Below are 19032 nucleotides of genomic sequence, written 5' to 3' on the forward strand. Positions count from 1 at the left end.
ATTCGCCACGATACCGGTGTGAGATCGCCGGCCATCCTCCTCGCCCTCGCCCTGGCCCTAACGGGTTGCGGCGGCATCCAGTCCACGTCCTCCTTCGGCGACGTGCCGCTCGTGCTCGGCGACACGCCGGGCGCCGACGAGGCGGGCGTCTTCCTCGCCACCGCGCGCGGCTACGACGAAGCCGAGGGCGTGACGCTGAACGTCGCGCGCTCCGGCGACGCGGACTTCCGCCTCGTCAGCACGCCCCCGCGCGGCTGCGTGGTCGTGATGGCGATCGTGCGCCCGGCCAAGCTCGTGCTCTGCGCCGACGAGGTCACGCTGCAGGACGAGCGCCCGAAGGTGCTGGCGGTCGTCCGCGCCCTGTCGCGGGGCTACACGCAGGCGCAGCTGGAGCCCGACGAGGCCGTCTCGGCGATGACGGGCCAGGTTCCCGGTCTCGACCGCGACCAGCTGTCAACCGAGCTCGACAAGGTCGCGCCGACGTGGACGGCGGGCGCGCCGTACTTCGGAGAGCTGAGCGCCGGCCCGGGACGCGACCCGACGGTCGTCCCGGACGCGCGCAAAGAGAACTAGCGGGTTATTGCGCGCGGAGCTTGCGGAACTCTTGCCGCACGGACTCCGGGCGGCCCCACATCTGGACCACTTCGACGCGGCCTTCGCGGACCTCGCGCAGGACCAGCTCGCCGGAGATCCCGGAGTCGTCGAGCAGCTTCAGCGTGCCCCACACGACCTCGGCCGCCGCGGCATGGCCGAAGTGGTGGGCGACGTTGAGGTGGAAATGCCAGTCGTGGTGCGAATACGGCTGCGCGTTGCACGTCACGAGCAGCGAGGCGGCGTCGATGTAGCGGTCCTCTTGGACGCGCAGATCGAGCTCCAGGTCGGTCCAATCCGACGGGAGCGCGTCCAGAATTTCGTGAAACTCTTCGGCAAGCGGCATGATGGCGTCAAAGAGCGTACATGGCCGATCAGATCCCCTATGACCTCGAGGGTCTCCTCGCGTTGCTCGAGCGGCTCGACGGCGCGGAGGAGGCGGCGGTCGCGCGTGCGGCGCCCGAGGGCGGAGTGTCACGCGAGCGCGTGCTCGACGAGCTCTCGCGCGAGGTCACGCGGCGGCTCGCCCGCCTCGAAGAGCGCTAATGTTTCGTGAGTGACCACCGGCACCTTCGTCGTCGACCGCTCTGAACGCGGGAAGCTCGCGCTGACGGGCGCTGAAGCCAAGGATTTCCTCCACGGCCAGGTGACCAACGACATCCTCGGCCTGACCCCGGGCCACGGGTGTTACGCGGCGTTTCTCACCCACAAGGGCAAGATGCTCGGGGACATGCGGGTCTTCGACCTGGGCGATGAGCTGCTGCTCGACTGCGAGCGGGTGGCGCTGCAGGAGCTCTTCAACATGATCAGCCGCTACAAGCTCGGCCGCGACGTCGAGTTGCACAAGCGGACGCTGCAGCTGGGGCTGCTGTCGGTCATCGGGCCGGACGCCCCGCCGCTGGTGTCAGAGCGCGAGCACGACAACGCGCGGGTCACGCTCGGGGGCGCTCCGGTCGTCGCGGTGCGCACCGACGTCGGCGTCGACCTGTTCTTCGCGCCCGAGGACCGTGACGCGGTTCGCGCGGCGCTCCCGTTCCAGGACGGCGACGAAACGTCCGCCGAAGTGGTGCGGGTCGAGCACGGCCGCCCGCGCTACGGGGTCGATCTCGACGACACCGTGATCCCCCAGGAAGCGGGCCTCAACGAGCGCGCGGTCTCCTTCACCAAGGGCTGTTACGTGGGTCAGGAGACGGTCGCGCGCCTGTACTACCGCGGCAAGCCGAACCGCCGCCTGCTCGGCCTGCGACTGAGCGAGCCGGTCGAACCGGGGACGGAACTGACGCTGGGTGAGAAGGTCGTCGGCAAGGTCGGCTCGGTCGTCGTCTCACCCGCCCATGGACCGATCGCGCTCGCCCTCGTGCGCCGCGAAGCGAACCCCGGCGACCGGGTCGCATTGAAGGGTTCGACGGCACTCATCGTCGACGTCCCGTTCGAGCGGTAAAGTCGGTCATGCACTAACAGTTCGGACCGAAGGGGGCAGCCCATGGCCGCTCACGTGATCGTGCTCGCCAACCGCACCGCCGCGACGCCGGAGGTCATCCAGGCGCTCGTGCACCGCGGCGAGAAGGGGCCGATTCACGCGACCTTGGTCATGCCGGCCGCCGGGCCGGGCAGCGTCGCCCGCGCCGAATGCAAGTCCCGCCTGGACGCCGCCCTGGACGCCTGGCGTGCTGCCGGCATCGAGCGTTGCGAGGGCTTCGTCTGCGACCCCGTGCCGCTGGAGGCGCTCGCCGAAGTCTGGGACCCGCTGCGCCACGACGAGGTGATCGTGGCGACCCTGCCGGGCCAGTCCTCGAAGTGGGTGCGCGGGGATCTCCCCCACGCCGTCGCCCGCTACACCGGCGTGTCGGTCACGCACGTGGTCGCCCACGACCCGGACGTGGTGCCGGAGGTCACGCCGGCGCCGGTCCACGAGCGCGCGCCGCTCGGCCCGCTCACCGTGCTCGCCTGGGGCGGCAAGCGGGCCTAGTCGGCCGACTGGTCCATGACGTAGAGCATCGCGCCGCCCGGGTCCTGGTAGGTGGCCAGGAATCCGCCTGGGATTTCTGACGGCTCCTCGATCGCGACGAGATTGTCCGGCCGGGCGGCGTGGAAGCGCTCGACGCTGTCGACGACGAAGAGCGGGCCGCACGGCGCATCGGGGTCGTTGGCGTCGAGCATCAGTTGGACGTCGGTGCCCGGCAGCGACAGGGCGACGGTCGCATCGCCTTCGCGCCAGACCTCGGTGAAGCCGAGAGCGTCGCGGTAGAGGGCGAGCGACGCCTTCAGGTCGGAGGTCGGCGTGAACAGGAACTCGAGCTTCATGGCCCATCCTTCCGCGTCGTAACTGGATTCGCTTAGAGCATAACGGCATTATGTGCGCATGCGCCAGTGGATTCCGGTATCGACGTCCCCGAAGGGCCGGCTCGCGCTCGCCGCGGTCAAGGCGTTCGGGGCGCGACCATTCGACGCGGTCACCGTCGGTGAGCTGTCGGCTGCGGCGAACGTCACCACGGGCGCGCTCTACCACCATTTCGGCAGCAAGCTCGGGCTCTATGCCTTCGTGCGAGACGACGTCGAACGGCGTCTGTTGGACCGCATGGAGGGCGCGGTCGCGGCGGCCGGGGACGATCGCGCGGCGGCCGTCAAGGGCGCGCTGGTCGTCGGCTTGGACTTCGCGGTGCGTGAGGGGTTCACCCACATCCTCGGTGACCCCCCGGCGGGGGCGGGCGGCGATCGGCTGGCCGAGATGCTCACCGCAAGCCTGAGCACGGCTCCGCCGCTGCTCGGACGCGTGCTCGCGGCGGCGTGGCGGGCGGCGCTGGCCGCGGTGGCCGAAGGTGCCGAGCCGGAGCAGGCTCGCGCCGCCCTCCTCGCGTTGGCTTAGAGCGCTGCGACGGGCACGCGGTGCGGTAGCTCGGCGCGCACGAGCGTGCCCGCGCCGCGCGGGCTCTGGACCACGAGCACGCCATCGAGCGCCGCGACGCGGTCGGCGATCCCGCTGAGGCCGCTGCCGTTGCGCGCGTCGGCGCCGCCGCACCCGTCGTCGCGCACCTCGATCACGACGTGGCCGGCCTCGAGGCGCAGTGACACCTCGGCCTCGGTGGCGGACGCGTACTTGGCGACGTTGGTCAGCGCCTCGCACACGAGGAAGTAGGCGGCGCTCTCCAGCTCGGGCGGGAGCCGCTCCTCGAGGGTGCCGGTGACGGTCACCGGCACCGGCGCGCGGACGGCGAGACCGGCGAGCGCGGCCTCCAGGCCGCGCTCGGTGAGCACAGCGGGATGAATGCCGCGGGCCAGCTCGCGCAGCTCGGACAGACCGTGCTTGAGCTCGTCGATCGCGGCGTCGAGCAGGATGGCCGTCTTGGAGTCCGGCGCCGCCGAGGAGCGCGCGAGGCGCAGGGTCAGCGCGAGCGAGACGAGGTGCTGCTGCGCGCCGTCGTGGAGGTCGCGCTCGATCTTGCGCCGGGCGGCGTCGCCCGCGGCGACGATGCGGGTGCGCGAGGCGCGCAGCTCCTCGTAGTGCGCGCGCAGCTCGGCGTCGAGGCGTTCATTGACCAGCGCCAGCCCCGCCGCGGCGCCCGCGGCGCGAACCAACTCCGGCTCCTCGAGCAGCGCCGCGTCGTGGACGATCGCCGCCACGCGGATCCCGTCGTGCTCGATCTCGGTCACCGCCCGCGGCCCTCCCGGCGCCGGGAGTGCGACCGGATGCCCGTCCGGATCGACGTAGCCGCCGAGCCGCGGGAGCCAGAACGCGAGCCAGAGAGCGCGGTCGCCGAGCGCCTCGGCCAGCGCGTCGCGCACGGTCGTCGCGCCCACCCGCTCGACCAGCGCGCTGACCGCGGCGGCGCGCGACAGGCTGGAGCGCAGCAGGCCGATCAGGAACGCGAACGGGAGCGCGGTGATGGCCGCGATCAGCAGCGAGTTCATGACCGCGGTGACCGCGTCCGCGCCGACCGCGTCCGGGATCACCCCGAGCACGCCGATCACCACGATCGCCGCCCCGGTCCAGATCACCGGCGCGAGCGCGCGGCGCTGGACCGGCCCAGAAGCGCGCCAGCGCCGCACCAGGACCACACCCACGCCCGCGAGCATCGCGACCGCCGCCGCGCCGAGCGCGATCATCAGCGCATCGCTCAAGCCAGGCTGCGCGGACACGAGCAGCAGGTTCTCCGGGCACCGCGAGCAGTCGCGCGCCGAATCGGGCAGCACGGGCAGGACGAGCATCTGCACCAGCGGGAGCGTGTAACCGAGCCGCACGACGTTCCGCTCCAGGCCCGGGGCGACCTGGCCGGTCGGGAACGCGATCAACAGGTGCACGAGCGGGCCCGCCCAGAGTCCGCCGAGCGCGAGCCCGGCGGTGTAGATGACGGCCGAGTCGGACTCAGGGAGCGCGCCGAGGAACCACAGGAACCCGACCAGCGTCATCAACCACCCGATCGGCTGCTCCGGGCGCCGCCACAGCGCGTAGAGCCCGGTCGCGATGAACGACCAGCCGAGCGTCAAGGCGAGCACGACGAACGGGCCCGTGATCTCCTCGTGGTCGTTGGTGAGCACGAGGGCGAGCGCGGCCACGCCGAACAGGAATCCGGCCGCTGCGAGGACGCCGATGACGCCGCGCGAGCCCCTCATGAGAAGGACTCAACAGCACCACGGGGCGCGTGTCCACCTACCGCGCCGCCAGCAGCTCCAGGCGGTTGCCCCACGGGTCCGCGACGTAGAACCGCGCCACGCCCGGGAGATCGGTGTCCCAACGGACTTCAGCCCCGGCCGACAGGAGCCGCGCGGCGAGCTGCTCGAGCCCGTCCACCGCGAACGCCGGGTGCGCCTTGGTCGCCGGCGTGAAGTCGGCCGCGACCCCGACGTGCAACTGCTGCGGACCGCAGGCGAACCAGACCCCGCCGCGCGCGGCGAGCTCGGGTGGCTTGCGAACCTCAGATAACCCGAGCAACGCGCCGTAGAAGGCCCGCGCCTCGGCCTCGCAGCCCGGCGGAGCGGCCACCTGCACGTGGTCGAGCCCGGTGATCACACCATCAGCCTACGGAGAGCTCTCGACGCGGGGTGCGGCTGGCCTGCCCGGCGACGGGAGCTACCGCGCTTTTGAATCCATCGCCCCGTGGGCAAGCTATCCCTGTGCCGCAAACCGTCCTCATAGTCGATGATCACGCAGGCTTCCGCCATGCCGCGCGAGCCCTGCTCGAAGCCGACGGCTTCGACGTGATCGGTGAAAGCGCCACCGGCACCGAAGGGCTCGAGGCCGTCCGGCGGCTGAACCCGCAGGTCGTTCTGCTCGACCTCGGTCTGCCGGACCTCGACGGGATCGAGGTCGCCGGCCTGTTGTGCCGGTGCCCCGGCGGCGGACCGGCCGTGGTGCTGACGTCCAGCCGCGACGCTTCGGACTACCCGCCGCACTTCGAGCACTGCGGCGCCCGCGGGTTCATCGCCAAGGCGGAGCTCTCGGGCGACGCGCTGGCTATGCTCGCCGCTTGAAGCCGGGCGCCCTAGCGTTTGCCGCGATCTTCATGGTCTTCGCGGCCGCGGGTCTCTCGTCGCTGAAGGGCAACGACTTCTGCAACGCGAACCGGACGAACGGCGGGGCCGCGTTCAAGACCAAGCTGGTGCTGTGGCCCCCGGGGCGGGAGTGCAGCGTCCCGCGGACCGGCGCCCGGCCGGTGGAGCGCAAGGCGGGCGACGTCGCCGGCTTCCTCGCGATCCTCGCCGCCGGCCTGCTGCTGCTCGGCATCCGGCGCTCGCCGCTCGCGGTGGCGACTGCGGCGATCTTCGGGATGACCGGGCTGACCGCGCTCGGGGTCTCGCTCATCCCGGCCTTCGGCTTCGGGTGGATGATCGGCGGGATCCTCGCCTATCACTTCACGCGCTCGGTGCCGTCGACCCTGACGGCGGTGGCCGCGCTGGCCGTCGGGGGCGTCTTCGTGATCGCCGGCGCGGGCCCGGCCGGGTGGGTTATCACGCTGCTCTCACTACTCGCCGTGCCGAAACCCTATGGCGAACAATGAGCGGCAGAAGTTCGACAGATGACCGGTCAAAGTCATTGACTTAGGCCCTAATGTCGTCATAAAGTCCCCTCGGTCCATAGAGCATTCTCAAGGAGGGGTCCTTGCACAGGAGGGTTCTGGCCGGTTGCGTCGCGCTGACCGCGCTCGCGGCGCCGACCGCAGCGCAGGCGCAGTACACCGCACCGCCGCCCGCACCGGGCTTCCACTACATCTTCGACGGCACGGCCACCGGTTCGGACGCGTCGTTTGACAAGTGGAAGTTCGCCAGCGGCACGCTTGCGCAGTCCGCCACTCAGGGGCAGGCGACACTGGATGTCGCCGAGGGCACGATCCGCGTCGGGGCTTCCCCGTTCGGGTCCTATTGGTACACGCCGCGTCCGTTCGGCAACGAGGTCTTCCGGATCCAGTACCAGATCGAGAACACGCCGACGTCGACGCCCAACGGCGGAATCATGATCCGCGCGCCGTACTTCGCGTACACGGGCGCGACGACCAACGACGTCCTCGCCCAGAAGCCGACCGGCTTCAACTACGACGTGTGCGGCGGCGCGCTGGCGTTCTGCAACCGCACCACGCCGGGCGCGTCGACGACCTACAACTGGGCCGGCGCTCCTGGCCCGTTCCCGCCGGCCTCCAACGCCTCCACGCCGGCGTTCGAGTACACGGGCGGCTACTGCGCCCGTCAGACCGCCGCGGGCGTCTACAACGTCAACGGCACCAACGGCCAGCCGCTGACCGTCAACGGCAACGCCAATAACGCCCAGCACTGGACGCAGGTTTACTGCGGCCATGAGGTCCAGATCAACGAGTCGCTCAACGGCGGCGGCCCGAACCCGTCGACGGACCCGATCAAGACGGGCTCGATCTACGGCTTCCGCAACCTCAACGCGCAGCAGTCGGGCACCAACAACCGCCTGACCAAGGGCGTCTGGCACCAGTACGAGATCCGCACGATCGGCCAGCAGTACACGATCATGATCGACGGCAAGATCATCAACCAGTTCGACAACTCGATCCCGAAGATCAACACCCGCGCGGGCGACGCGCCGACGATGGCGCGCCAGTTCACGCAGGGCTACCTCGGCCTGCAGACGCACGGCGGCACCGACCGCATCTCCTACCGCGAGATCCAGGTCAAGGACATCGCCGACTCCGACATCCCGAAGAACACCGTGATGCCGTCGGTCACGGGCTCGGGCTACCAGGGCAACGCGCTGACCTGCAACCACGGCACGTGGAGCACGCCGGCCGGCACGACGTACTTCGTCAAGTGGTACCGCTCGAACAAGATCCTGCCGACCAACCCGCGCTTCCGCGCCCCGAGCGCCACGGACTACTGGAACCAGACCCTGCCGATCGACCAGACCTACGGCACGCAGGCGCAGACGATCAGCGACTCGCTGCTGGTCGGCGAAGGTGACACCTACACGCCCACCGCCGAGGACGTCGGCAAGGTCGTGCACTGCGCGGTCAGCGCCGACAACGCCGGCGCCACCGTGTGGAAGACCGCCGTCGCCCCGGAGATCCTCTCCGCCACCAACGCCAACGGCGACGCCGGCGGCACGGTTCCGGCCACCCTCAGCCTGACGCTCGGCACCCCGGCCTCCTTCGGGCCGTTCACGCCGGGCATCGCCAAGGACTACGACGCCACGACGACGGCCACCGTGATCTCCTCCGCCGCCGACGCGGCGCTGTCGATCGCCGACGCCGGCGCCACCGCCACCGGCCACCTGGTCAACGGCACGTTCTCGCTCCCCTCGGCCCTCCAGGCCGCGGCGACGAGCGCCGCGGGCACCGGCAAGCCGCTCGCCGACGTGGGCGGCAGCGCCGCGCCCACGGGCCTGCTCACCTACGCGGGCCCCGTCGCCAATGACGCGGTCGCGGTGAGCTTCCGCCAGCACATCAGCGCGGCCGATGCGCTCCGCACCGGCGCGTACAGCAAGACGCTGACCTTCACGCTCAGCACCACTACTCCGTAAGTTCGTAAGCCAGCGGACAAGGGGCGGCTTCTGCCGCCCCTTCCGTCATCATCTAGTCGTAACCTCCCTCTCATCTAGTCCAGGAGGGGAGGAGCAAGATGCGACGCAGCACGATCGCGGGATGGCTCGCGGGAGCGGCCATCGTGGCCGTACCGGGGGTGGCGCGGGCGCAGTACGTGGCCCCGCCGCCTGACCCCGGTTTCCACTACATCTTCGACGGGTCCGCGACCGGTTCGGACGCCTCGTTCGACAAGTGGGCGTTCGCCGCCGGGACCGCCGCGCAGTCGCGCCCGGCGTCCCAGGGCGGCCAGGGCCAGGCGACGCTCGACACGGTCGAGGGCTCCTTCCTCGTCGGCGCCTCGCCGTTCGGCTCCTACTGGTATCCGGTCCGCACGTTCGGCGACGCGGTCCTCCGCATCCAGTACACGGTCCAGAACACGCCCGCGGCGACCCGCAACGGCGGGATCATGATCCGCACGCCCGAGATCCGCTACACGGGCGCGACGACCAACGACGTCCTGGCGCAGAAGCCGGCCGGCTTCAACTACGACGTGTGCGCCGGCGCGCTGCCGATCTGCAACCTCACGACGCCCGCGCCGTCGACCACCTACACGTTCGCCGGCATGCCGGGCCCGTTCCCTCCGCCCGGCACGTACAGCGGCGCGTACTGCGCGCGCAGCGGCACGGAGGACGTGAGCAACCTCGCCGGAACCGGCACGCTGACGGTCAACGGCAACGCCAACAACCACCAGCACTGGACCCAGGTCTACTGCGGCCATGAGATCCAGATCAACGAGACGCTGACCGGCACCGGCGAGTTCGGCGGGTCGGACCCGATCAAGACCGGCTCGGTCTACGGGTTCCGCAACCTCAATGCCAAGCAGTCCGGCACCAACCAGCGGCTGGTCAAGGGCGTCTGGCACGAGCTGGAGATCCGCACGATCGGCCAGCAGTACACGGTCCTGGTCGACGGCAAGATGATCAACCAGTTCGACAACTCGATCCCGAAGATCGCCTCGCGCAACGGCGACCCGGGCACGATGGCGCGCCAGTTCGTGCGCGGCTACCTCGGCCTGCAGACCCATGGCGGCTCCGATCGCATCTCCTACCGCGAGATCCAGGTCAAGGACGTCACGCCGGCCGACATCCCGGTCAACACGGCGCTCCCGACGGTCACGGGCTCCGGCTACCAGGGCAACGCGCTGACCTGCAACACGGGCACCTGGAACGCCGCCGCGGGCACCGAGTACTTCGTCCGCTGGTATCGCTCGAACAAGGTCCTGCCGACCAACCCGCGCCTGCGGGCCCCGTCGCAGCTGGACTACTGGAACGTCACGACGCCGAGCGAGCCCGAGTACGGCAACCAGGACCTGACCTGGCTGGATTCGCAGATCATCGGCGAGAGCGCCACCTACATGCCCACCGCCGCGGACGTCGGCAAGGCCCTGCACTGCGCGGTCAACGCCAACAACGGCGGGGCGACCGTGTGGAAGACCGCGGCGGCGCCGGAGATCCTCGCGGCCACCAACGCGGGCACGACGCCGGGCGGCACCGTGCCGGCGACGCTGTCGCTCACGCTCGGCACCCCGGCTTCCTTCGGGCCGTTCACGCCCGGCATCACGAAGACCTACGAGGCCGCGACGACGGCCACCGTGGTCTCCACGGCGGGTGACGCGCTGCTCAGCGTCGCCGATCCGAGCCCGGTCGCCACCGGCCACCTGGTCAACGGCACGTTCTCGCTCCCCCAGCCGCTGCAGGGGCGGGCACGGAATTCGGCGAACACCGGCACGGCGTATAACAACGTCGGCTCGTCGGCCTCACCGCTGAACCTGCTCACCTACAGCGGTCCGATCTCCAACGACGCGGTCGCCCTGCAGTTCAGCCAGCTGATCAACGCGACCGACGCGCTGCGCACCGGCAGCTACGCGAAGACGCTGACCTTCACGCTGTCGACGACGACGCCGTAGTCCGCCCGGCCCGGGCGAGGAAGGCGGTGTGCGCCGCCTCCCCCGTCCGGGCCCCGAGCTCCAAGGTCGGCGGGCGGTTCGCGGCGACCCACAGGCCGACCAGTCGCGCCTCGGCGACCGCGTCGGCGGGCAGCCAGCCGCCGAGCTTGCCGGGCGCCGGAGCGGCGCGAAACGCGCTCGCCGACCTGACCGTCAGCTCTTCGGGGGCGGCAACCGGGCCCCAATCGACCACGCGGCCCCCCGCGATCCAGATCGCGTCGAAGCGACCCGCGGCCTCCGGATGCGGCGCGAGTACGAGCCGGGCGCCGGTGTGGGTCGCACGCAGGACGCCGCCGAGGCGCTCGAGCAGTGATTCGAGCCGGTGCTTGCGGCGCTGCAGCCAGGCCGCGCGCTCGTACTTGCGCTCCGCCGAGGCGACCTTGGTCTGCTCGTCCACCCGCTCCAGCAGCGCGCGGCCGCCGTCGCGGCCGACGAACAGCTTCAGCGCCTGGTCCAGCCGCTCGCGGTAGAGGTTGGGGTCCAGGTCGTTCAGACACGGCGACAGGCAGCGGCCCATCTGGCCGTAGGCCGAGGGGTGCTCGCGACGCGGGAGCGCGCGCCCGCAGTGGCGCAGGCCGAACAGCGAGTTGAGCTGCTCGACCAGCTCGGCCGCGGCGGCGCGCCCGCGCACCGGCCCGACGCACACGGCGTGCCCCGCCGCGGGCTCGCGCGCGACCTCGAGGATCGGGAACGGGATGTCCAGCCGGCAGCGCAGGTAGACGTAGCCGTCGGGTTCGGTCTTCCCGCGCACGTTGCCCGGCGGGCGCAGCGCCTTGATCAGCCGGTCCTCCAGCAGCAGGGCGCCCAGCTCGGACTCCGTGACCTGATGGTCGACATGCTCGGCGTCGGCCGCCCACGTCGCGCCGGTCGTGAAGTGCGAGCGCGCGCGTGTCCGCAGGTCGACCGACTTGCCGACGTACAGCGGCCGCCCGTCGGCGTCGCGGAAGATGTAGACGCCGGGCTCGTGCGGGAGACCCGCGAGGTGCGGACGCTCGCCGCGCGGGCGCTTGATCTTCGGCGGGCGCGAGCGGACCTTGCGCGCGCCCAGCAGCGCGATCGCGTCCGCGATCGTCGGGGCGTTGGCGCTCAGCTTGCCGAACAGCGAGCAGAACACCCGCGCGCACGTCTTCGCGTCCGGCAGCGCGCGGTGGACCTCGTCGACCTCCACCCCCAGCGCGGCGGCGAGCGTCGCCAGCCCGCGGCGCCGCTGCAGCGGCGCGAACCGGCGCGCGAGCTGCACCGTGCACAGCACCGGCGGCGCCGGCCACTCCAGCGCGGCCCGCGCGAACGCCTGGCGCAGGACGCGCACGTCGAAGGACGCGTTGTGCGCCACCAGCACCCGCCCGCGCAGCATCCGCTCGAACTCGGGCAGCACGTCCTCCGGCGCCGGGGCCGCGTCGACCATCGCCTGCGTGATCCCCGTGAAGCGCTGGATCCCGCGCCCCAGCGGGTGCGCCACGCCGACGACCGACTCGAACTCGTCGTGCAACTCGCCCCCGCCGACGAGCACGGCACCGATCTCCGTCAGCTCGCAGCGATCGCCGGCGAGGCCGTTGGTCTCCGTGTCGACGGCGAGGAACTCCGCCGTTGCGAACGCTTGTTCGAGCATGGACCCCGCAGCATGTCGCGCGGGTCGGACGGTGCAACGGCGCTTGCGTGCCCGCCGTGCATTACCGTTCCCAAGCGTGCGCCGGATCGTCCTGCTCGCCGTCCCGATCGCCCTCGCGGGCTGCGGCGGTTCTCAGACGCGCGAGAACCACCTGCGCCCGCCCACCCCGGTCACGCTGACCGCCGCGATCCACGAGGACGCTGTCCAGGTCTCCCCCGCGCGCGTCGGCGCGGGCATCGTCGTCCTGGTCGTCTCCAACCAGTCCTCCTCGCCGCAGACCGTGACCTTCGAGACCAACGAACTGGGCGGCGCGAGGGGCGGGACCACGGCCAGTAGTCCCGAGATCGCCCCGCGCTCGACCGGCCGCCTGACGATCCACACCCGCCAGGGCCTCTACTCCGTCCACACGCAGGACGACGCGATCCGCGCCGCCGCCGTGAAGATCGGGCCGCCGCGCAAGTCGTCCCAGGACGACCTGTTGTTGCCGTAGAGGGACGAACGTCAACTGCTCCGGGTGGGGAGGGGGGCGGTTTCGTGGTGCCACCCGTCCCGGGCTGCCGTGAACTCGCGGGGTGGCCGGCCTCCCGACCTCGCGGTGTGGTGGAGACTGACCGTCAAGGTACGGGCTACGGAGACAGAAAGTGCGTTCTCACGCGCGCCGATCGGTCATCGGCGAGGGGGTGTGTAACCAGAGCTGCCTCGCAGGAAGCTCTCGTTCCGCACCCCCACCCGCGCGCCAACTCGAACAGCGCGAACCTGATCGAGAACCGCGCTCGGGCCCTCAAACGCGCACGGTCAACCACGGCGACCGGGACGAGACCCCTCCCCCAACCGGCGCAGTTGACTTTGCGGTCCCTCTAGGCGCCGGCGGTCGACGGCGCGCGGTTGGCGCCGTGCTCGCGGACGTAGTCGTTGACGACGTAGTAGCCGTCGATCGACTCGCCCGCGTCGCCCCAGAAGCCCTGGACGACGTCGTAGCGCAGGCGCCCCTCGCGGGCGTAGAAGTTGTTGACGTCGGTGATCTCCAGCTCGCCGCGGCCGGAGGGCTCGAGCGTCTGGATGACGTCGAAGACCGAGGACTCGTAGCAGTAGACGCCGGTGACGGCGAAGCGGCTCGGCGGGTCGGCGGGCTTCTCGACGATCTCGGAGATCACGCCGTCGTCGCCCAGCTTGGCGACGCCGAGGTGCGAGAGATGCGCGGCGTCGGCCATCTCGGAGAGGATCACGCGCGCGCCCTCGGGCTCCGCGCGGAAGGCGTCGATGGCCGTGACGATCGACTGCTCGAAGACGTTGTCGGCGAGCATCACGACGACCGGGTCAGAGCCCGCGAACCGCGCCGCGAGGCCGAGGGCCTCGGCGATGCCGCCGGGGTTCTCCTGGTAGGCGTACATCAGGCGCGAGAGCCCGGCCTCGTGGCCGTTGCCCAGCAGGCGCAGGAACTCGCCGGCGTGCGTGCCGCCCGTGACGATCATGACCTCGTCGACACCCGCCCCGACCATCGCCTCGACCGCGTAGCTGATCATCGGCCGGTCGTAGATCGGCAGCAGGTGCTTGTTCGTGATCTTCGTCAGCGGGAACAGGCGCGACCCGGTTCCCCCCGCGAGAATGACGCCCTTGAGCGACGGCGAGGTCGGCATGGCGCGGAGGGTATCAGCGGGATGAGAGCTCCTCAGGCCGAACCGTGACCTCGCGCGGCTCGCCCTCGCGGACGACGCTGAGGGCGACACCGACGCCGATCCGCTCCTCCCCCAGCAGCCGCTGCAGGTCGTCGACGCCACGCACGGGCACGCCGTCGATGGCGACGATCAGATCCTCCGCCCGCAGGCCCGCGCGCGCAGCGGGCGAGTCGCCGATGACCTCGACGACCTCGACGGCGTTGTCGCGGCCGACCAGCGCCGCGATCCGCGGCGGCAGCGGACGCGCGCCGCCGGCGATGCCGATCCACGCGCGGCGCACGCGGCCGTCGCGCATCAGCGCCGACACGATCCGCCGGGTCGTCGCGTTGATCGGGATCGCGAGCCCCAATCCCACCCCCGCGACCGCGGTGTTGATGCCCACGACGGTCCCCGTCCCGTCGACCAGCGCGCCGCCCGAGTTGCCCGGGTTCAGCGCCGCGTCGGTCTGGATCACGTCGTCGATCATCCGCGTGGCCGTGCGGTCGCGCGCGGGAAGCGAGCGGCCGAGCGCCGAGACGACGCCCGCGGTCACCGAGCCCGCGTAGCCGTGCGGGTTGCCGATCGCCACCACGAGCTGGCCGACGCGCAGGTTCGCCGCGTCCCCCAGTTCGGCGGGATGGGCGGCCGCCGTATCGAGCCGCAGCAAGCCGAGGTCGGACAACGGATCGACGCCGACGACGCTCGCCTGGACGTCGGAGCCGTCGGTGAAGGACGCGCGCACGCGACGGCCGTTGCCGATCACGTGGGCGTTGGTGAGCATGAAGCCGTCAGGGGTGATGACGACGCCCGACCCCGTGCCCCGGCGCGCCACGCGCAGGTTGGCCACGGACGGCCCGAGCTTCTCCGCCACCGAGACGACGACACGCGAGTAGGCGTCTAGAGCTTCCGTATCGGTAGTCACTTACGAAATGATAGTTCGGTCGGCCGCACTTGACACCGGGCGTAAATTGCTTGCATGAACGCAAAGGTTGCGTCCGCGGAACAGCTGACCGAGGCACTGGCGGCTGTGTGGGCGCACCTGAACCGGCGCTCGTCGACGGATCTGTTCCGCGTGGTCGACGAGCTCGGGATGTCCTTCACGCAGGTGAAGATGCTGTTCCTGCTCGAGGATGGCCGCGAACACTCCCTGTCGGAGCTCGCCGGCCACCTCAGCCTGTCGCTCCCCGCCGCCTCCCGGGCGGTCGACGGGCTCATCCAGCGGGCGTTCGTCACCCGCCGCGAATCGGCTGAAGACCGGCGCTCGCGCCTGATCGCGCTCTCCGACCACGGCCGCGAGGTCGTGGAGCGGATGGTCCGCGCCCGGCACCAGACGCTCGACATGTTCGTGGCCGACATCACGCCCGGGGAGCGGGACAGCCTGCTCGCCGCGTTGCTCCCCATCGTGGAAAGGATCACTCGCCAGTGACCTCACGCATCCGCCTCTCAGAAGAAAATCGCCGCTGGTGGACGCTCGCGGCGATGTGCTTCGCCCTGTTCATGGTGATGCTCGACAACACGGTCGTCAACGTCGCCCTGCCGTCGATCCAGCGCAGCTTCGATGCCTCGCTCTCCTCGCTGGAGTGGACGATCAACGCGTACTCGCTCTCCTTCGCCGTGTTCCTGGTCACGGGCGGCCGGCTCGGTGACATCTTCGGTCGCCGCAAGGTGTTCCTGATCGGCGTCGTCGTCTTCGCGGTCGCGTCGGGAACGATCGGCTTCGCCCCGTCGGAGGGCTGGCTCGTCGCCTCGCGCGCCGTCCAGGGCCTCGGCGCGGCGCTGATGATGCCCGGCACGCTGTCGATCATCACCAACACGTTCCCGCCCGCTGAGCGCGGCCGCGCGATCGGCACCTGGGCGGGCGTGTCGGCGATCGCGCTCGCGCTCGGGCCGCTGCTCGGCGGCTGGCTGACCGAGGACGTCAGCTGGCGCGCGATCTTCTTCATCAACATCCCCGTGGCGGCGGTGGCGATCGTCGTTACGCTCTTCGCCACCCACGAGTCGCGCGACGAGACCGCGACGCGCGAGGTCGACATCCCGGGCATCGCGGCGCTGACCGTCGGCCTGACGGCGCTCGTGCTGGCGCTTGTGCAGGCCAACGCGTGGGGCTGGGGCTCGGCCCGGATCATCGGCCTGTTCGCGGTCGCCGCTGTGGGCCTGGCGAGCTTCATCCTGATCGAGCGCCGCTCGCACGCGCCGATCGTCGACTTCACGTTCTTCAAGTCGCGCTCGTTCGTGGGCGCCAACGTCGTCGCCTTCGCGATCTCGTTCGGCATGTTCGCGGTGTTCTTCTTCCTCGCGCTCTACATGCAGAACATCCTCGGCTACTCGCCGCTGGAGACCGGCGTGCGCTTCCTCCCCAGCACGCTCGTGATCATGGTCGCGGGCCCGCTGTCGGGCCGCCTCGCCGACCGCGTCGGCCCGCGCACGCCGCTGGTGATCGGGCTGACGCTCGTCACCGCGAGCCTCGCGTGGCAGTCGCGGATCCAGGTCGACACGAGCTTCGGCTTCCTCGTCGTCCCGTTCGTCCTGCTCGGCCTCGGCATGGGCTTCACGATGTCGCCGATGAGCACGGCGGCGATGAACGCGGTCGACCGCACCAAGGCGGGCGTCGCCTCCGGCACGCTGAGCATGACCCGGATGGTGGGCGGGACGTTCGGCGTCGCGGCGCTCGGCGCGCTGGTGGCCAGCGTCGGCCGGCACGACCTCGCGCAGTCGCTCCCGAACGTTCCTGAAGGGACGCGGGAGAAGCTCGTCGACGCGCTCGGCAGCGGCGCCGCGACGAGCGGCGCGTCCGATGCCGTCCGCGCCGCGAGTGAGCGAGCCTTCGTGGACGCGCTCGGCGCCGGGCTGACGATCGCGGCGATCGCGACCGGGCTGGCGGCGCTCGCGGCCTGGTTCATGATCGATCCGATCCGCCCGCAGCACGAGGCCGCGCCCGCGCCCACGCAGGCTGACACAGAGGCTGCGATGGTCTAGCCCGTGCACGTCCTGACGGAGGTCGATCCAGAGCTCATCGCGCAGCTGCGCAAAGCGGACCACTTCTTCTGGATCGACCTCGACAGGCCGGACCCCGGCGCCGTCCGCCAGCTCGGCGCGGCGCTGGACCTGCACCCCGTGGCGCTCGAGGACACGCTCGAGATGGGGCAGCGCCCGAAGATCGAGCCCTACCAGGGTCACGTCCTGCTGGTCTTCTACACCGCCCGGGCGACCGGCGGGCTCGACCGGCCGGGTGAGCCGCAGGAGGTGCACATCTACATCTCCGGCGAGTTCATCGCGACGGTCCACCCCGAGCCCTGCCAAGCGCTCGTCGATCTTCACGCGTCGCTGGCCGAGGAGCCGACCCACGACGAGGAGATCCTGATCTACCGCGTCCTCGACGGGCTGACGGACGCGTTCTATCCCGTGATCAGCGCCGTCGAGGGTCAGATCGACACGCTGGAGGTGGAGATCCTGACCCGCCCGAAGCGCGAGCACCTCGGCCGCAGCTACCGGCTCAAGCAGAACGTCCGCGAGCTGCAGCGGCTGACGGCCGCCCAGCACGAGCAGTTCAAGACCGCCCACGAGTTCATCCTCGCCCTCGAGGGGCTGACCAAGGGCTCGCGCCCCTATCTGCGCGACATCGGCGACCACCTGATCCAGATCACCGGCGAGTTCCAGCGTCAGCTCGACGACCTCTTCGCGCTGACGCAGACCTACTTCAACGCGAACTCCGACCGGCTCAACGCGGTCGCCTCGCGGCTGACGGTCGGCGGCACGATCTTCGTGACCTACACCGTCGTCACCGGCTTCTTCGGGCAGAACTTCGGCTGGCTCGTGGACCACATCGACTCAAAGCACGCCTTCCTGACCTTCGGCGTCGGCAGCCTCGTCGTGCCCACTGTGGTCTTGCTCACACTGTTCTGGATCAAGCGGCACGACTGGTTCTGAGAGGGCATAGGGTTTGTCCATGTCCGTCGATACCAGCCAGATCGCTCAGCTCGACGTCGAGCCCGGCGAGCTCCCCGAGACGATGGCCGCGTGGGTCATCCGCGCCGAGCGCGAGGGCGAGCCGACCGAGGCGTTCCAGCTGGAGGAGATGGCGGTACCGCGGCCGGGCGCGTTCGAGGTGATCGTCCGCGTGATGGCCGCGGGCGTGAACTTCAACAACGTGTGGGCCGCGCTGGGCAAGCCGATCTCGGTCTTCCGCTACCACCAGGAGGACCACCACATCGGCGGGTCCGACGCGTCCGGGATCGTGTGGGCGGTCGGCGAGGGCGTCACGCGCTGGAAGCCGGGCGACGAGGTCGTCGTGCACTGCAACCAGGCGTCCTACGAGGACGTCGAGGTCCACGGGCTCGACCCGCTGGCGGCGCCGTCACAGCAGATCTGGGGCTACGAGACGACCTGGGGCTCCTTCGCGCAGTTCTGCAAGGTCCAGGCGCAGCAGCTGCTGCGCAAGCCCAAGGCGCTCGCCTGGGAGGAGGCCGCCTCCTACGGGCTGACGTTCTTCACCGCGTACCGGATGCTCGTCGACCAGGCACGTTTGCAGGAAGGTCACCGCGTGCTGATCTGGGGCGCCGCCGGCGGCCTGGGGGTGTTCGCGACGCAGCTCTGCAAGCTGTCCGGCGCCGACTCGCTCGGCGTGGTGTCCTCTGTCGAGAAGGGCGAGCTGGTCAAGTCCCTCGGCGCGCGCGACTACATCGACCGCAACGCGTTCGCGGGGATGATGCGGGTCGGCAACGAGACGTACGACGAGGAGAAGGTGCGCTTCAAGGAGTCGCGCCGCTTCGGCAAGGAGGTCGCCGAGCGCCTCGGCGGGGAACCCGACATAGTCTTCGAGCACGTCGGGCGCGCCACCTTCCCCACCTCCGTGCTGGTCGTCAAGCCGTTCGGCACGGTCGTGATCTGCGGCGCGACGTCCGGGTTCACGCTCGATTTCGACGTCCGCTACCTGTGGATGCGCCAGAAGCGCATCATCGGCTCGCACTTCGCCAACGCGTGGGAATGCCATCGCGCGAACGAGCTGATCGAGGCCGGGAAGGTTCGTCCCGTACTCTGGAGGACCTTGGGGTTCGAGCAGGTCGCCGAAGCCCATCAGCTCATGTACGAGAACAAGCACCTCGGCAAGATCGCGATCCTCGTCGGCGCGGCCTCCGAAGGGCTTGGAAAGACAGCGGACGGCCCGGGCGCGATCCGGGCGGAGGTGGGAGCGTAGAG

The 19032-nt window shown here is 70.7% G+C and carries 21 protein-coding genes; 14 read left to right on the forward strand and 7 right to left on the reverse strand.

Annotated features, from left to right (window positions below; genetic code table 11):
- The first annotated feature begins 18 nt into the window (after window positions 1-18).
- A complete protein-coding gene (locus OM076_RS15800) occupies window positions 19-573 on the forward strand; it encodes a hypothetical protein (protein WP_270040965.1) in 555 nt (184 codons plus the stop codon).
- A 4-nt stretch (window positions 574-577) separates the two neighbouring features.
- On the opposite strand, the gene OM076_RS15805 is transcribed toward OM076_RS15800, so the two are convergent.
- Window positions 578-937, reverse strand: a complete 360-nt coding sequence (locus OM076_RS15805) for a hypothetical protein (protein ID WP_270040966.1) — start codon at window positions 935-937, stop codon at window positions 578-580.
- 20 nt (window positions 938-957) lie between these two features.
- Between OM076_RS15805 and OM076_RS15810 the strand changes: the two genes are divergently transcribed.
- From OM076_RS15810 to OM076_RS15820, 3 genes are read left to right on the forward strand one after another with little or no spacing between them, the layout of a single operon-like run.
- The gene (locus tag OM076_RS15810; protein ID WP_270040967.1) at window positions 958-1137 is read left to right on the forward strand and encodes a hypothetical protein; all 180 of its coding nucleotides are present in this window, start codon (window positions 958-960) and stop codon (window positions 1135-1137) included.
- A gap of 10 nt (window positions 1138-1147) precedes the next feature.
- Window positions 1148-2032 (forward strand): CAF17-like 4Fe-4S cluster assembly/insertion protein YgfZ, encoded by an 885-nt coding sequence (gene ygfZ, locus OM076_RS15815; RefSeq protein ID WP_270040968.1) that lies wholly within the window; start codon window positions 1148-1150, stop codon window positions 2030-2032.
- Between the two features lie 42 nt (window positions 2033-2074).
- Window positions 2075-2560, forward strand: coding sequence for a hypothetical protein (locus OM076_RS15820; protein ID WP_270040969.1), 486 nt, complete (start codon window positions 2075-2077; stop codon window positions 2558-2560).
- Here OM076_RS15820 and OM076_RS15825 read toward each other — a convergent pair.
- Window positions 2557-2895: a VOC family protein gene (locus tag OM076_RS15825; RefSeq protein ID WP_270040970.1), complete on the reverse strand. Its 339-nt coding sequence runs from the start codon at window positions 2893-2895 to the stop codon at window positions 2557-2559. The two genes, OM076_RS15820 and OM076_RS15825, sit on opposite strands and share 4 nt — an antisense overlap.
- Before the next feature lie 58 nt (window positions 2896-2953).
- Between OM076_RS15825 and OM076_RS15830 the strand changes: the two genes are divergently transcribed.
- Window positions 2954-3457: a TetR/AcrR family transcriptional regulator gene (locus tag OM076_RS15830; RefSeq protein ID WP_270040971.1), complete on the forward strand. Its 504-nt coding sequence runs from the start codon at window positions 2954-2956 to the stop codon at window positions 3455-3457.
- Here OM076_RS15830 and OM076_RS15835 read toward each other — a convergent pair.
- Together OM076_RS15835 and OM076_RS15840 are read right to left on the reverse strand one after the other, a co-directional pair.
- Window positions 3454-5202, reverse strand: a complete 1749-nt coding sequence (locus OM076_RS15835) for a sensor histidine kinase (protein WP_270040972.1) — start codon at window positions 5200-5202, stop codon at window positions 3454-3456. The genes OM076_RS15830 and OM076_RS15835 overlap by 4 nt on opposite strands.
- Before the next feature lie 37 nt (window positions 5203-5239).
- The gene (locus tag OM076_RS15840) at window positions 5240-5599 is read right to left on the reverse strand and encodes a VOC family protein (protein ID WP_270040973.1); all 360 of its coding nucleotides are present in this window, start codon (window positions 5597-5599) and stop codon (window positions 5240-5242) included.
- A 104-nt stretch (window positions 5600-5703) separates the two neighbouring features.
- On the opposite strand from OM076_RS15840, the gene OM076_RS15845 reads away from it, so the two are divergent.
- The 4 genes from OM076_RS15845 to OM076_RS15860 all read left to right on the forward strand — a co-directional run bounded on the left by OM076_RS15845 (window position 5704) and on the right by OM076_RS15860 (window position 10533).
- A complete protein-coding gene (locus OM076_RS15845; protein ID WP_270040974.1) occupies window positions 5704-6060 on the forward strand; it encodes a response regulator in 357 nt (118 codons plus the stop codon).
- Window positions 6057-6587 carry a hypothetical protein gene (locus tag OM076_RS15850; RefSeq protein ID WP_270040975.1) on the forward strand — a complete coding sequence of 177 codons (531 nt, stop codon included), beginning with the start codon at window positions 6057-6059 and terminating at the stop codon, window positions 6585-6587. Before OM076_RS15845 ends, OM076_RS15850 begins: the two co-directional genes overlap by 4 nt.
- Window positions 6588-6688: 101 nt before the next feature.
- Window positions 6689-8566: a 3-keto-disaccharide hydrolase gene (locus OM076_RS15855; protein WP_270040976.1), complete on the forward strand. Its 1878-nt coding sequence runs from the start codon at window positions 6689-6691 to the stop codon at window positions 8564-8566.
- Window positions 8567-8664: 98 nt separating this feature from the next.
- Window positions 8665-10533 (forward strand): 3-keto-disaccharide hydrolase, encoded by a 1869-nt coding sequence (locus OM076_RS15860; protein ID WP_270040977.1) that lies wholly within the window; start codon window positions 8665-8667, stop codon window positions 10531-10533.
- Here the strand turns inward: OM076_RS15860 and OM076_RS15865 are convergent.
- Window positions 10508-12181, reverse strand: coding sequence for an exonuclease domain-containing protein (locus tag OM076_RS15865; RefSeq protein ID WP_270040978.1), 1674 nt, complete (start codon window positions 12179-12181; stop codon window positions 10508-10510). The genes OM076_RS15860 and OM076_RS15865 overlap by 26 nt on opposite strands.
- Before the next feature lie 76 nt (window positions 12182-12257).
- On the opposite strand from OM076_RS15865, the gene OM076_RS15870 reads away from it, so the two are divergent.
- The gene (locus tag OM076_RS15870) at window positions 12258-12671 is read left to right on the forward strand and encodes a hypothetical protein (RefSeq protein ID WP_270040979.1); all 414 of its coding nucleotides are present in this window, start codon (window positions 12258-12260) and stop codon (window positions 12669-12671) included.
- Window positions 12672-13038: 367 nt separating this feature from the next.
- Here the strand turns inward: OM076_RS15870 and OM076_RS15875 are convergent, their stop codons facing one another.
- Window positions 13039-13818, reverse strand: a complete 780-nt coding sequence (locus OM076_RS15875; RefSeq protein ID WP_270040980.1) for a sugar phosphate nucleotidyltransferase — start codon at window positions 13816-13818, stop codon at window positions 13039-13041.
- A 13-nt stretch (window positions 13819-13831) separates the two neighbouring features.
- Window positions 13832-14758 carry a S1C family serine protease gene (locus OM076_RS46110; RefSeq protein ID WP_270040981.1) on the reverse strand — a complete coding sequence of 309 codons (927 nt, stop codon included), beginning with the start codon at window positions 14756-14758 and terminating at the stop codon, window positions 13832-13834.
- Between the two features lie 54 nt (window positions 14759-14812).
- Here OM076_RS46110 and OM076_RS15885 point away from each other — a divergent pair, with 54 nt between their 5' ends.
- From OM076_RS15885 to ccrA, 4 genes are read left to right on the forward strand one after another with little or no spacing between them, the layout of a single operon-like run.
- Window positions 14813-15262: a MarR family winged helix-turn-helix transcriptional regulator gene (locus OM076_RS15885; protein ID WP_270040982.1), complete on the forward strand. Its 450-nt coding sequence runs from the start codon at window positions 14813-14815 to the stop codon at window positions 15260-15262.
- Window positions 15259-16812 carry an MFS transporter gene (locus tag OM076_RS15890; RefSeq protein ID WP_270040983.1) on the forward strand — a complete coding sequence of 518 codons (1554 nt, stop codon included), beginning with the start codon at window positions 15259-15261 and terminating at the stop codon, window positions 16810-16812. The genes OM076_RS15885 and OM076_RS15890 overlap by 4 nt, the downstream gene beginning before the upstream one ends.
- Before the next feature lie 3 nt (window positions 16813-16815).
- Entirely contained in the window at window positions 16816-17763 is a 948-nt protein-coding gene (locus OM076_RS15895; protein ID WP_270040984.1) for a magnesium transporter CorA family protein, read from the forward strand.
- Between the two features lie 19 nt (window positions 17764-17782).
- The gene (gene ccrA, locus OM076_RS15900) at window positions 17783-19030 is read left to right on the forward strand and encodes a crotonyl-CoA carboxylase/reductase (RefSeq protein WP_270040985.1); all 1248 of its coding nucleotides are present in this window, start codon (window positions 17783-17785) and stop codon (window positions 19028-19030) included.
- Window positions 19031-19032 lie beyond the last annotated feature (2 nt).

The sequence above is a fragment of the Solirubrobacter ginsenosidimutans genome (assembly GCF_027587205.1).